Here is a 14,055-nt window from a genome sequence, read left to right as displayed (position 1 = left end):
ATATTTATAAGTCGGATAAATGCCATCAATACCTTTCAGGCCGTACATTCTTGATGCCAAGCTACTCAGAAGAAAGCCACTGTGAAAGCAGAGCATGAAGCTGCGAGGGCTCTAGTGGTTTAGATAACACCAGGTAACCCTCTCTTTCCGCTTGTTGTAAGATCTCCGAGTTAAATTCACCGCTGACCATCGCGCCACTGGCCTGTGGTAAACGTTGGAGTAACTCCTGCAAAATATCGAACCCACTCTCACCTGAACGCAGGCGCTGATCGCACAAAATTGCCTGCGGAGAGAAGCCACTTTCAAGCGCGGCAAAAGCTTCGTTGGCAGAAGCAACGCAGCGCACCGTCACTCCCCAGGCCTGCATCAGGCTCTCCCAGGCGGAGGTAACCAATGGATCGTCGTCAACCACCAGACAGGTTCCGGAAAGCGACCTGTGTGGTGCGGATAAGGATTTCTGCTGTACTGCCAATGGTGCCATGGCTGCCATTGTGTCGCTGGCTGGCAGACGCATCCAAAAACGTGAACCTTTCCCTTCTACCGAACTCATTCCGCACTGCACTTTCATCAGTTTCGCGCATCTTGCTACCACCGCCAGACCGAGCCCATGCCCGGCACTGTCTATACGCCAGGCAAGCTCCGGGCGATAGAAGGGAGAGAAAATCTGGTTTTTTTCAGCATCAGCAACGCCAATCCCGGTATCCCATACTTCTATTAACCACTCTTTGCCACGCGGGCGAACAGAGATCAGCACCCCACCTTGTGGAGTATACCGAAGTGCATTGTGTGCCAGATTGATTAACGACTGCTTGAGCAACGAGAGATCGCCTAATGCCACGCAGCGTTGCCGAGGGAATCTCGAGCGTAGCATTAAGCCCCTGTTATTCGCCTCTTCACGAAACAGAGTGATGATAGAGTCGATTAATGGCACTAACTCCACTTCTGTCGCTGGGACATTGACGGCATTATTTTCTATGATGGTCAGGTCCAACAGTGAGTTGAACATTAAATGTAACGAGCGCACACTCTCTTGCAGATCATAGAGTTGCGGGTTCAACAGGGGGTCGCGATTCTTGTGTACGATCGCTTCAATCAAAAATCCCATCGCGTGAATCGGCTGGCGGAGATCGTGACTGGCCGTGGTGAGAAACAGGTTTTTATCATGTAACGCCTGTTCCGCCTCCTCTTTTGCTACACGGAATTTCTCAGCCAATAAGATGCTGTCTTCTTCCAGCCTGACCTGCTGAAGGAAGAAGGCATGTGAGGTCAAAGCATGACGATAAATAGCAAAGGCATACAGCAGATTAAGCAAGAAAATGATTGGCCAGATCTCACCCGATCGCCAAGGGATCAGCACCAACAGCATTCCCCAACAGCTGATGAAAAAGCGCTGGAATGCACCCAGTAGCGGGGTCAGATGCGTTGCGTTGGCGGCGATGATAGCGGCAATACTGATATTGAGCAGCAGAGTAAAATCAAAAGATTGGGTCATGGCTGTCACGATCATCAACGAAGACAGGCCGATGCCGTGCAGTAAGGCTACCCAATTCACCCAAGGCAGCCACTGGGCCAGCATGGTGGTATCCGCCGTTGTACTCAGTTTCTGGCGATAGCGGTGGTGCCAAATCCTGACGAGCACGGCCGCAATAAGATATAGCACAATCCAACAGATGACGGGCGTCAGCGGCAGTTGCAGCTTATACAACCAAATGGCGAACACCATTCCGACAAAAGGCACCGCATTGATGCTAAAAACCAATCGCGCTAACACATTGTTCAACAAACGGAGCTGCGAGTGCGGCTTGATGCCGTGCGGAGCTTTATCACTGAGGGTTTTCATCATAGCGTGAAGCGTCGTCCCTGAAGTAACGTGATAGCCTCGACTCGGTTATTGACGCCAAGCTTGCTGAGAATGCCAGTAATATGCTCTTTGATCGTCGGTTCAGACACTGCCAGCGTCATGGCAATGCGTTTATTTGAGAATCCCCGTAGCATCATTGCCAGCACTTCCCCCTGACGCTTGGTCAGCCCGAATTCCTGATAATTAACCGTTGATGAGGATAAAGAGGGGGGGGCCAAGGCTTCTGGAAACCAGAGCTGCCCGTTTTGCAGCGCCGTAACGGCTTGATTGAAGATCTGTGGTGAGTCGTGTTTATGAACAAAACCGTGTGCCCCCATCTCACGGGCCTTGTGTTGAACATTGTTATTCTCATCCCCGCTGATCACCAATAGACGAATATTGGGATTTCCCTGTGGCAGTTTCTTGATTAACTGAAGGGCTGTGCCATCAGGTAACCAGAAATCTAAAACCAGCAGTTGAGGAGGGCCTTTCTCTTCTATCAGACAATCGCACTCTTGACGACTTGCGGCGACGTACACCTGTTTGTAACCACAATGCGTGCTTAAGAACGCTGCAATCCCCCCAGCAACCAACGGGTGATCGTCAACGACTAAAGCGTAAGGTTTACTCACGTCACTCTCCCTTTGTCACCCATGTAACGTCCGCGTTGACTTTTGCATGCCGTGATCTACTTTTATCTGATGCCAACTCGAGTGCATGCTGGCAGGTAACAATACACTAGCGGCGATATTTTTTGTGTTAAATAAGCACTGTGAATAACGTATTTTCTTAATAGATTCGTCCTATACCCTAATTAATGGCAAATTGTAGGGCAGAGTGCTACGCAGTGAGTCTTCAGGAACTGACTCCAGCGAGCGACTGGATAAGCTGAGGAAGGCTATCACACATGTAACTTGAAGTAAGCGAGCGTACGGTAACACAGAGATGTGCGCTGAATCATACCTAGATTAACGAGACTCTCGAACCCTACCTCGGTAGGGTTGTGGCTTTTTGATTATGTCCATATCATTCCAATGCATTAATAAGAGCCTGCTGTAATAGGCAAGTATTTGGTGGAGTTCTTATCATTTTTCCAATTACTCGCTAATACTATTGATATAAAAAGGCTGTGCTATCCTGTTAGTGTTATCGCTCGGTGTATTCTTAGGTAATATACTCGATACATTCATTAATGCAAAAACAGCTGATGACCCCGGTTATTAGCATTAATAAATAGTTAATCAATTGGATTGAAATATGCGCAAGTATTTATGGAGTATGATGGTAATTTTGCTTCTTGCCGGGTGCAGTTCCACGGGAGAGGATAAATTCAGTGCATCGTATGTGAAGGCACATATTATACCTAAACAGACAACCAAGGCGCAGGTTCAGGCAATTTACGGTGTGCCGGATGACCAGTCTGCGGATTCTGGTGGCGAGGTACGATGGGAGTATGAAGTAAAAGGTAATCTGAGCGCAGCCTCATCTATTGCTGGCTATATCCCCGGGGCAAGTGCCGTTTCCAGTGCTCTTGGCCTGGCTAGCTCGGCATCGGATGCCGCAGACAGTGCAAACAAGGCATCCGCTAAAGTATCAGGAAATACGGAATACCATTCGGATTTTCTTTATATTACTTTCGATAGCACGGGTATAGTTGATCGGTGGCACATGTAGTTGATACTGCCCTCGACGTTGGCTTAGCCGTCAATGATAACTCGTTATGTGGCGTCAATTAGGCTCCCAGCAAACTTTTTCTGGGAGCATCGATAAATGTTTTGAAATTTTTAGAAAGCATTAACATCATCACAATTATTACCGCCGAAGGGAAAGAATAAAGTTGAGATATAACGTCTGTACATGGTTATTTTTCTTGACTTCCTGAAAATAGGTGGTGATTAATCAGGCTCTACGCTGCATAAAACCACTATTTCTTATTAGACCGAAAAATAATTTATTTCTATCGGGGGTAATGTGGGGGAATGATTAGGCTTTTTAACAAATATGTGTGTAGGTTACTCTTGTATATCTGAGTAAGAAGTTAATAGGGAGCTTTAAATGGCTAATAAGATGATGGTTTCCTATGGTTATTAACATGCTCCGTTAATGATTAATGCATATGTGAAAATAATTTAGCGTAGCTTCCTTAAATGGGAGTTTTTTATTTCTGTGGTTGTAAAAATAACTTATCTAATAATATCTGAATGCTTATTAAACTCATTGGAGGAGTTGATTTGTATGAATAAAGTTTATCGCCTGGTACGCCATCGCCGTACTGGTTCTCTGGTCCCCGTTTCTGAACTTTCCCGCAGTGGTGGCAAATCACCTCAAAACTGCAAAGTCGGTATTACACCGAGTCTGCTTCTGGCAATGGCCGGTATGGTCAGTTCCATAGGCGGTGCCAGCGCCGCTGAAATAGTGATTGATGGTGGCACGGAAGAGACCGTGCCGGGCACCAAGCCAGACGGTTGGAAAACAGGTAACCGCGTGGATCTGGTCATTGGAGATACCAGTTCAGGCAAGCTAACCATCAGTGAAGGGGCCAAAGCGACCACGGTCGGTGCTGGCTATCTGGCAAGGGAAATTGGTTCAGTCGGAGAGGCTTCCATTTCAGGGGCGAATTCTCGTTGGACGCTCTACAACTACGACCCTCTTTATGGCCAGGATCTGAAAGTTGGTGTGGGTGGTGAAGGTAAAGTTTCCGTATTTGATGCAGGAACTCTGAGCGTTTCATTTATCGAACTGGGCGTAAAAGAAGGTTCCAAAGGCACTCTGAATATCACAGGGGCTGACTCCCAGCTCTTGGGCCATCAGGTAATGGTTGGTAACCAAGGAGTCGGTGAATTCAACATTTCTGACAGCGGTAAGTTTGTACTGGATACCTTCGACAAGGTAATCGTTGGCTATGGTGCCACGGGGCAGGGAACCATTAATGTTGACGGTGCAGGGAGCCAGCTTTATCACAACAAGTACGGTTCTTCGAATATGTATGTGGGCTATGGTGGTAAGGGGGTGATGAATGTGTCCAACGGCGCCAAAGCGGGCGCAGAAGAGATACATTTGGGAACCCAGGCTGGTGCCTATGGCGAGCTTAATATTTCCGGCGCGGGATCGGTGGTGTCTTCCCCTGGCGGGGTAGTTATTCGGGCTGGTGAACAAGGAGAGGGAAAGGTCAGTATTACCGACGGTGGAGTGTTTGATGGCGGCTCTTACAGAAATTATCTGGGTGACAGTGCGGGTGGAAAGGGAACTCTGCTGGTTTCTGGTACTGGTTCTACCTGGAAGTCCTCGGTATTGACGGTGGGTAATGGGGGGGAAGGGCAACTACAAGTCATAAATGGCGGGCTGATTGAGGCCGCAGGGCTTGATATTGCTTCGAAGGTCAAAAGCCAGGGCAGCGCCGTGGTTAGCGGTGCAACCTCTTCAGTGAAGGTAGCCGAACTGAATGTCGGCGTAGATGGCGTTGGCAGCTTGACCATCGCCGATGGTGCGCAGGTGACAAGCACAGGGGCGGATAAATACAGTGGCGTTTCCATTGGCGAACGCGTGTTCTATTCCGGCACCTCGCCTGCAAGCGGTAACATTACGGTCAAAGACCAAGGATCGTTGCTATCGGCCGGATATATCAATATTGGCGGAACTAATGGCGATGGTACCTTGACCATCGCTGACGGTGGTTTAGTGAAGGTAAGCAGCACTGGAGAAGTACGAGTCGGTGATAGTCCAATCAGCGGCGGGGGCTCACTTAAACAGGCGGTGCTCAACATCGGTACGGGCGGCAAAGCGGGTACTCTGGAAGCCCCCAGCGTTTTTCTTCACAGCCGCGGTATTTTAAATTTCAACTACTCGGATAATCAGGATTTCGCTTCCAAGCTAAGCGGCATGGGCACCATCAATCATCTAGGAACCGGGATTACACGCCTGATGTCCAAAGATAATATGATCGGTGGTCAAGTGAACGTTGTGGCTGGCACTCTACAGGCGGGTGTGGCAAACGGTTTTGGTGCCAACTATTTTAGCCCTGCCGTTTTTAGCGTTGGTCAGGCAGGGACGCTGGATCTGGCGGGTTTCAGCGCCTATTTCAGCGGGTTGAATAATGCGGGCGTTGTCAATCTGGGCGGTACTGACAAAGCGGGGATGACACTGACTCTGTCTAATGCCACTTTCTTTAGCGGTGGCGACGGCAGCTACAAGGGAGAAGGCGGTACGCTGAGGCTGAATACGGTACTTGGCGGCGATGACTCGGTTACCGACCGTCTGGTCATCGGTGGCAGCAGCAGTGGCCAATCCTGGCTGCAAATCAATAACGTGGGGGGCCAGGGCGCGAGTACCGTTGAAGGTATTGAGGTTATCAGCGTGGCTAAAGAGTCCAACGGCGTATTTAACCTGCAAAAACCGGTTGTTGCTGGCGCATACGAGTATCTGCTGCACAAAGGAGGGAAACAGGATCCTGACAACGGCAACTGGTACTTGCGTTCTGAGGCGGTAAGTACGCCACAACCGCCTAAACCTGCATTGCCTAAACCTGAAACACCAACACCAGAAACGCCAGACCCTTTGGTGCCTCAACCTGAAACTCCTGCGGCTGGAACTACAGATCCGTTGATCCCACAGTCAGGAAACTCACCCTCTTTGCTACGCGTTGATGCGGCCGCCTATCTGAATAACCAGAATGCTGCGGTACATATGTTCGATCATACTCGTTCCGATCGCCTGGGTGAGCCTGGATTGGGTGCCGTAGGCAAGGAGGGCAATGGAGCGGTCTGGATACGCGCACATCGCAATAACCTGGATGCTGGCGTGGTTGGCGAGCAATTGTCGGTTGAGACGGATCTGGACGTGATGCAGATCGGTGGTGAATTGCAACATACACTTGGCGCAAGCCGCTTGCACACGGGGATAATGCTGGGTTATGGCAGCGCCGATACTCAAGCAACTTCCGATCTGAGCGAGCGTAACGCCAAAGGCAAGGTCACGGGAACCAGCTTTGGTGTTTACGGTAGTTGGTACCAGAATGCCTCTTCGCCAGTCGGGCTCTACTTAGACAGTTGGCTGCAATATGGCCGCTACGACAACGAAGTCCAAGGCAGCGGGCTGGCCCGCGAAGAGTATAAATCCAATACCTGGAGCGGATCGCTGGAACTGGGTTATGCATTGCCATTGTATGAAGGCATTAGCCGCGGCCTGTATCTGGAGCCACAGGGCCAGATGATTTTTACCCGCTATAGTGGTGATGCTCATACTGAAGAAAATGGTACCAGGATTGCGGAACAGCGGAAAAATCAGACCACTACCCGCCTCGGCGTAAGGTTATTTAGTAATGCATTGGCTCCTAAAGCAAATCAGATCCAACCGTTCCTGCAACTGAACTGGTGGTCAGGTGGCAACGACGCGACGGTTGAGATGAACGAAACTAAAGTTCGCCATAAGCTGGCTGATAATGTGTATGAAGCTAAAGCTGGCGTTCAGGTTGTGCTGGGCAAAGGTTGGAGCGCTGCTGGTAATATCGGGGTCCAGCGAGGCAGTCATGATTTTAAGGATGTTAATGGTCAGTTAGGGTTGAGGTACAGCTTCTGATCAAGGATCTGTCCTGGCACGCCTAGGGTTATGATGGGGCACATTGGGTGTCCCATCTTTCTCTGACTACATAAAATGGTTCAAGTTTGCTCCCCTGAGTCTGCTATTGCCCTATTTACCTGATAACGGGCTTTGTCCGCGGCCTGAAAAGACTCGATTTGTCACCGCATCACCCAGGCACATCCTGAAAGCCTGTTGTCGACCCCCTTGTTGAATATCAATCCGGAAAAACTCATGGTGACAACCCAATGTCACTGCGGGGGAAGTTGGCTGGCCCTCTAGAGTCTGTTAATCTACGCCAAAGCAGTGAAATATCGTAAAAACCAGATGGTTGGAAAAATGTAGGACAGCATTGAGATTTTCTTTAATGTCCGTCAAACATTATAAAAATCAATTGAATTATTGTTTTGGATAAAGATGAAAACTATAGAAGTCGACGAAGAACTTTACCGTTATATTGCCAGCCACACGCAGCATATTGGTGAAAGTGCGTCCGATATTTTACGGCGTATGTTGAAGTTTACCGCTGGGCAGCCGGTGCGCGTCGCGCCTGTCGCTGCGGGTGCCAAGGCAGAGGCGCCTGCCGTTGCGGTACCACCCGCGCGCGATCGCGTACGTGCCGTGCGCGAACTGTTGTTGTCAGATGAATACGCCGAACAGAGCAAAGCTGTAAATCGTTTTATGCTGGTACTTTCCACACTGTATACGATTGATGCAGTGGGTTTTACCGCGGCGACCGATGCATTGCATGGCCGTACCCGTACTTATTTTGCCGGCGATCAGCAAACCCTGCTGGCAAATGGAACGCATACAAAACCGAAACACGTTCCGGGGACGCCTTACTGGGTAATTACCAATACCAATACTGGCCGCAAACGCAGCATGGTCGAACATATCATGCAGGCTATGCAGTTCCCGGCGGAACTGATCGAGAAAGTTTGCGGAACTGTCTAATTTAGCAAACAGCCCGTCACGGTGGCCGTCAGCGACACATTGCCCGGCTGCAGTACTGGCATTAGGGAGAGAGTCGATGGCGAATGACCCACGTGCCGGGCAACCTGCTCAGCAAAGTGATTTAATCAACGTAGCCCAACTGACATCGCAGTACTACGTGCTGCAACCGGAAGCCGGCAATGCCGCTCATGCGGTAAAATTCGGCACCTCAGGCCATCGCGGCAGTGCGTTGCGCCAAAGCTTCAATGAAGCCCATATTCTGGCCATCGCTCAGGCGATTGCAGAAGTACGCCGTCAGCAAGGCACCACCGGCCCTTGCTACGTAGGTAAAGATACCCATGCCCTGTCTGAACCGGCGTTTATTTCCGTGCTGGAAGTGTTGACGGCCAACGGCGTGGACGTGGTTATTCAGGAAAACAACGGCTTTACCCCAACGCCGGCGGTTTCACATGCGATCCTGTGCTACAACCGCAAGGGCGGCGCGCATGCTGATGGCATCGTCATCACTCCGTCGCACAATCCGCCAGAAGACGGCGGCATCAAATATAATCCACCTAACGGCGGCCCGGCCGACACCAATCTGACTTCGGTGATCGAAAAACGTGCCAACGAACTGCTGGAGCTTAAGCTACAGGGCGTTCAGCGCCAAACGCTGGCACAGGCCTGGAACAGCGGTCATTTGCATGCGCAGGATCTGGTGCAGCCGTATGTGGAAGGGCTGGTTGAGGTGGTTGATATGCCAGCCATTCAGCGCGCAGGCCTGAAACTGGGTGTCGATCCGCTTGGCGGTTCCGGCATTGCCTACTGGCAGCGCATTGCTGAGCATTACAAGCTGGATCTGACGCTGGTGAACGACTCCATCGATCAGACCTTCCGCTTTATGCACCTTGATCACGACGGCATTATCCGCATGGATTGCTCGTCCGAATCAGCCATGGCTGGTCTATTGGCGCTGCGTGACAAGTTTGATCTGGCGTTTGCCAACGATCCTGACTATGACCGCCACGGTATCGTTACGCCAAAAGGCCTGATGAACCCGAACCACTATCTGGCTGTTGCGATCAATTACCTGTTCCAGCACCGTCCACGCTGGGGCGCTGACGTTGCCGTCGGTAAAACGTTGGTTTCCAGCGCGATGATTGACCGCGTGGTGGCCGATCTGGGCCGCAAGCTGGTGGAAGTGCCGGTTGGTTTCAAATGGTTCGTTGATGGCCTGTTCGACGGCAGCTTCGGTTTTGGCGGTGAAGAAAGTGCTGGGGCATCGTTCCTGCGTTTCGATGGTACGCCATGGTCCACCGATAAAGACGGCATTATCATGTGTTTGCTGGCGGCAGAAATCACCGCCGTAACCGGTGAGAATCCGCAGCACCACTATGATGGGCTGGCTGAGCGCTTTGGCGCACCGAGCTATAACCGCTTGCAGGCACCGGCCACTTCGGCGCAGAAAGCGGCGCTGTCCAAGCTGTCACCAGAGATGGTCAAGGCAAGCACGTTGGCTGGCGATCCTATTACCGCTCGCCTGACGGCTGCGCCGGGTAACGGTGCTTCGATTGGCGGGCTGAAAGTGATGACCGACAACGGCTGGTTTGCCGCGCGTCCTTCAGGTACTGAAGAAGCTTATAAGATCTATTGCGAAAGCTTCCTGGGTGCTAAGCACCGCGAGAAGATCGAGCATGAAGCGGTTGAGATCGTCAGCGCTGTGTTAGCTTCGGCCAAATAATCTCTGCTTCCACGTTGAAAAGGCGCTGTTTTTACAGCGCTGAGCTTGATGACAAAGTGGTATTAAGCCCGAGATACCCGGGCCTAGCGCACCATAGGTATCTACACAAGTTGCCAATAGACAGCCCCATCATCTCCGACGGACAGAGTATCACGGCTTGCTGCGGTTTTGGTGCTTGAAATGTGCACTGAACGGTCCCCTCTCCCCGCGGGAGAGGGCTAGGGTGAGGGGCTATTTACGGCGAACTTTCATTGATTAAATATCAATTAATTCAATGGTTTTTGTTGTCCATGACAATGAGTTTCCAACGGAGTCGCTGGCAATAGATCGTGATAAAAAGGCCCCTCACCCCCGCCCTCTCCCCGAGGGAGAGGGAGTCCCACCTTCTGTGCAAAGATGTGTCGATACCTATGCCTAGCGCACCGAGGGGCGCTCCGGCGGCTTACGCCGCTACGACCCCTTCGGCACGCTCTCCCTAATAACGGGCTTTGTCAGCAGTCTGAGCGCTGTTTTTACAGCGCTTTTTTATACCTGTAGTTTCAGGGCATAAAGCGATAGCCGACGCCGGTCTCCGTCAGTAAATGTTTGGGGCGTGCTGGATCGGCCTCCAGCTTTTGCCGCAGATGGCCCATATAGATACGCAGATAGTGGTTGTGCTCAACATAATTCGGCCCCCAAACGTGGCTCAACAACTGGCGTTGGGTGATCACCTTGCCGGAATTGGCCAGCAGTTCGGCCAGTAAGCGGAATTCGATGGGGGTCAGATGCAGATCTTCGTCATTGCGCAACACGCGGCGGTTGATCAGATCAACGGTAATTTCAGAAAAGGTCACCAACGGGCTTTCCTGCTGACTATTTGAGTGGCGGCGCAGGGCCACCCGCACGCGGGCCAACAGCTCACCGATCCCAAAAGGCTTGCTGAGATAGTCATCGGCACCGGCATCCAGCGCGGCGATCTTGTCTTCTTCAGCAAGGCGGGCTGAAAGCACGATCACCGGAATAGCGCTCCATTGCCGCAGATCGCGGATATAGTTCAGCCCGTCGCCGTCCGGCAACCCCAAATCGAGGATAATCAGATCCGGCTTGCGCGTGCCGGCTTCGATCAGCCCTCGCTGCAAGGTTTCGCTTTCAAATACCCGTAACCCTTCGCTTTCCAGCGCGGTACGCACGAAACGACGGATCTCTTTCTCATCTTCAACGATCAGAATGTTGGTTGGCGTTGTGGTCACTGTGCCTCTATCTCTCTTTACTTATAGGTCAAAGCCTTCACCTTCCAGCTCGGGCGGGGTTTCCAGCGGCAGCATAAAGTGGAAACTGGCACCGCCATTCTCGCCGTTTTCTGCCCAAATGCGGCCGCCGTGTACTTCAATAATGGCACGGCAAATCGCTAACCCCAAACCGACGCCCGGAATAGCGGATTCTTTATTACCACGAGAGAACTTATCAAAAATAAGCTGCTTCTGCTCTGGCGGGATGCCTGGGCCGTTGTCCCACACTTCCACTTCCAGCCATTCAGGCAGTATACGGGCGCGGATGCCAATAACTGCCTCGGCACCGGCGTATTTGTTGGCGTTTTCCAACAGGTTAGTGAATACCCGCTCCAGCAGGCTGCCATCGCAGTTGATCAGCACCATCTCGGGGGGCAGCTCAACCTTGATCTCGTGTAGGGTCAGCAGCGGTTCCAGCATATGCAGCGATGCCCCGACGATCTCCTCCAACGACTGCCACTCTTTGCGCAGGTTAAAACCACCGGACTGAATGCGCGCCATATCCAGTAGGTTATTCACCAGCCGGGTAGTGCTTAACACCTGTTGGCGGATCTGGCTGGCCTGCGGTGCGTGGCTAGAGCCTTCGGCAGCTAGATCCAGCGTCAGGATTTCCGCCTGGCCGAACAGCACGGTGAGCGGCGTGCGCAGATCGTGCGAGAGGGCAGCCAGCAGGGAGTTTCGCAGTTGCTCGCGTTCGGTATCCAGCTTGGCCGCTTCGGCGCTGCGTGCCAGATGCAGGCGTTCCAATGCGCTGGCGATCAGCACGGCAAAGGTTTGCAGTAAGCGCTGCTGCTCTGGCACCATCAGTTGGCGCAGGTTGGTGGGTTCGATCGCCAGCAGACCGAAGGTTTGCTTTGAGGTTTTAAGCGGTAACAACTGGTAAGGAACGCCGGGCAGCGTATCGGTACCGGCACCTGCTGGCATGCCTTTGTCATAACTCCAACGGGCAATAGCTTCGTCCACCGACAGCAACCCACCTTCTTCCCCCACCATTTGTTTCAAAGAACCGTCTTCTTGTGGCAACAGCAACAGGGTTTTTGCCTGAAAGCTGCTGGAAAGGAAATGGCGGCTGGTTTTGGCGATATCCTCGCTGTTCAGCGCCTGGCTAAGTCCGCGGGACATTTCATACAGATGCCGAGCCCGCTGTTCCCGGTAGCGCGCTACCCGCGCCTGATAGCGTACTCCGGCGGTCAAGTTACCGATGGTGATGCCGACGGTCAGCATCACGGCGAACGTCAGCAGATATTGCACATCGCTGACGGCAAACGACCACTCCGGTTGCACAAAGAACAGATCGAAACTGGCGACGTTGATGACTGCCGCAAACACCGACGGCCAACGGCCAAAGAACAGGGCGACGATGGCGACACCCAATAAATAGACCATCACCAGGTTGGCGGAATCAAAGCCCGGCAAGAGCCATTGCGAGAGCAGCGTAATGATGGCGCAAAGCGCCACGGCAACCCCACAGCCGCGTAGCTGGAAACGCCATTTCTCGCTAAAGGTACGGTTGTCGTGCTCCTTACTTTGCGGTAAGGGGGCATCGTTTTCCAACGCGACGATCACCAGATCGAGATCCGGGCCGAGATGGCCTAGACGATCGGCAAAGCTGCCGCGCATTTTCCAACGCTGTTCGCCCCGACGGCCGATAATGATTTTGCCCAGGTTATGTTCACGGGCGTAGCGCAGCACGGCGCGTTCTTCGGAAGGATCGGACAGGGTCGCGGTTTCTGCTCCGAGTTCCTGCGCCAACCGTAACGCACGCAAAATCGCCCGGCGTTGGTTCTCCGGTAAGCGATGTAACTTGGGGGTTTCCACATAGACCGCGTGCCAGTGGCACCCGAGCCGGGCCGCCAGGCGAGCGGCGATGCGCACCAGCTTTTCGCTGCCGCTGTTGTGGCCGACGCACAGCAGGATGCTGTCGCGGGTATGCCAGACTTTTTCCCGCCCCTGGCTGTCGCGAAAAGCCCGCATCTGATCGTCAACGCGATCGGCGGTGCGGCGCAGCGCCAGCTCGCGCAGGGCGATCAGGTTACCTTTACGGAAAAAGTGCTCAATGGCCCGTTCGGCCTGGCCGGGAATATAGACTTTGCCTTCGTTCAGCCGCTGGCGCAGATCGTCCGGCGGCAAGTCCACCAGCACCACTTCGGTGGCCTCATCAAAGACGTGATCGGGCACCGTTTCTCTGACCCGCACGCCGGTCACGCCACCCACGATGTCATTGAGGCTTTCCAGATGCTGCACGTTAACGGTGGTCAGTACGTCAATCCCGGCATCCAGCAGTTCTTCCACATCCTGCCAGCGTTTCGGGTGGCGCGAACCGTAAGCATTGCTGTGCGCCAGTTCGTCCATCAGGATCAGGGCCGGGTGGCGCGCCAAAGCGGCATCGAGATCGAACTCATGCACTAAGCGCCCCCGGTGCTGGATGCGCTTTTGGGGCAGGACCGACAGCCCTTCCAGCAACGCGGCCGTTTCGCTGCGGCCATGGGTTTCCACCACCCCAATCAGCACATCAAGCCCCTGGGCACGTTGGCGCTGCGCCTCTTGCAGCATCGCATAGGTTTTACCCACCCCGGCACAGGCACCGAAAAAGACTTTCAGCTTGCCGCGCGGTTTTTCATTGGCTAACGCCAGCAGGCTGTCAGGATCGGGGCGTTGCTGTTCTTCATCCACCATCAAGAGTTCCTTTTATACCCAGG

General features: G+C 52.7%; 8 protein-coding genes. 4 read left to right on the top strand and 4 right to left on the bottom strand.

Annotation, left to right across the window (positions count from 1 at the left end; genetic code table 11):
* Positions 1 to 61: 61 nt before the first annotated feature.
* Positions 62 to 1,840: a hybrid sensor histidine kinase/response regulator gene (locus ACX1CU_RS17020; RefSeq protein WP_459402844.1), complete on the bottom strand. Its 1,779-nt coding sequence runs from the start codon at positions 1,838 to 1,840 to the stop codon at positions 62 to 64.
* Positions 1,840 to 2,472 carry a LuxR C-terminal-related transcriptional regulator gene (locus ACX1CU_RS17015; protein WP_459399440.1) on the bottom strand — a complete coding sequence of 211 codons (633 nt, stop codon included), beginning with the start codon at positions 2,470 to 2,472 and terminating at the stop codon, positions 1,840 to 1,842. The genes ACX1CU_RS17020 and ACX1CU_RS17015 overlap by 1 nt, the downstream gene beginning before the upstream one ends.
* Before the next feature lie 625 nt (positions 2,473 to 3,097).
* On the opposite strand from ACX1CU_RS17015, the gene ACX1CU_RS17010 reads away from it, so the two are divergent.
* From ACX1CU_RS17010 to pgm, 4 genes are all read left to right on the top strand, one after another.
* Positions 3,098 to 3,514 (top strand): hypothetical protein, encoded by a 417-nt coding sequence (locus tag ACX1CU_RS17010; protein WP_459399439.1) that lies wholly within the window; start codon positions 3,098 to 3,100, stop codon positions 3,512 to 3,514.
* A gap of 561 nt (positions 3,515 to 4,075) precedes the next feature.
* The gene (locus ACX1CU_RS17005; protein WP_459399438.1) at positions 4,076 to 7,414 is read left to right on the top strand and encodes an autotransporter outer membrane beta-barrel domain-containing protein; all 3,339 of its coding nucleotides are present in this window, start codon (positions 4,076 to 4,078) and stop codon (positions 7,412 to 7,414) included.
* A gap of 417 nt (positions 7,415 to 7,831) precedes the next feature.
* Entirely contained in the window at positions 7,832 to 8,368 is a 537-nt protein-coding gene (gene seqA / locus ACX1CU_RS17000) for a replication initiation negative regulator SeqA (protein WP_459399437.1), read from the top strand.
* Between the two features lie 76 nt (positions 8,369 to 8,444).
* Complete coding sequence (gene pgm, locus ACX1CU_RS16995; RefSeq protein ID WP_459399436.1) at positions 8,445 to 10,088, top strand: phosphoglucomutase (alpha-D-glucose-1,6-bisphosphate-dependent); 1,644 nt, start codon at positions 8,445 to 8,447, stop codon at positions 10,086 to 10,088.
* Positions 10,089 to 10,627: 539 nt separating this feature from the next.
* On the opposite strand, the gene kdpE is transcribed toward pgm, so the two are convergent.
* Entirely contained in the window at positions 10,628 to 11,317 is a 690-nt protein-coding gene (gene kdpE, locus ACX1CU_RS16990) for a two-component system response regulator KdpE (RefSeq protein ID WP_459399435.1), read from the bottom strand.
* Between the two features lie 21 nt (positions 11,318 to 11,338).
* A complete protein-coding gene (gene kdpD / locus ACX1CU_RS16985) occupies positions 11,339 to 14,032 on the bottom strand; it encodes a two-component system sensor histidine kinase KdpD (protein WP_459399434.1) in 2,694 nt (897 codons plus the stop codon).
* Positions 14,033 to 14,055: the final 23 nt, after the last annotated feature.

It is taken from the genome of Serratia sp. D1N4, assembly GCF_054552755.1.
This window is presented reverse-complemented; position numbering and strand designations above follow the sequence as displayed.

Excerpts from the sequence above, each read along its gene's own strand:
- ACX1CU_RS17020 (WP_459402844.1), bottom strand. The coding sequence starts at position 1,840 with ATGAAAACCCTCAGTGATAAAGCTCCGCACGGCATCAAGCCGCACTCG.
- ACX1CU_RS17010 (WP_459399439.1), top strand. The coding sequence starts at position 3,098 with ATGCGCAAGTATTTATGGAGTATGATGGTAATTTTGCTTCTTGCCGGG.
- ACX1CU_RS17005 (WP_459399438.1), top strand. The coding sequence starts at position 4,076 with ATGAATAAAGTTTATCGCCTGGTACGCCATCGCCGTACTGGTTCTCTG.
- seqA (WP_459399437.1), top strand. The coding sequence starts at position 7,832 with ATGAAAACTATAGAAGTCGACGAAGAACTTTACCGTTATATTGCCAGC.
- pgm (WP_459399436.1), top strand. The coding sequence starts at position 8,445 with ATGGCGAATGACCCACGTGCCGGGCAACCTGCTCAGCAAAGTGATTTA.
- kdpD (WP_459399434.1), bottom strand. The coding sequence starts at position 14,032 with ATGGTGGATGAAGAACAGCAACGCCCCGATCCTGACAGCCTGCTGGCG.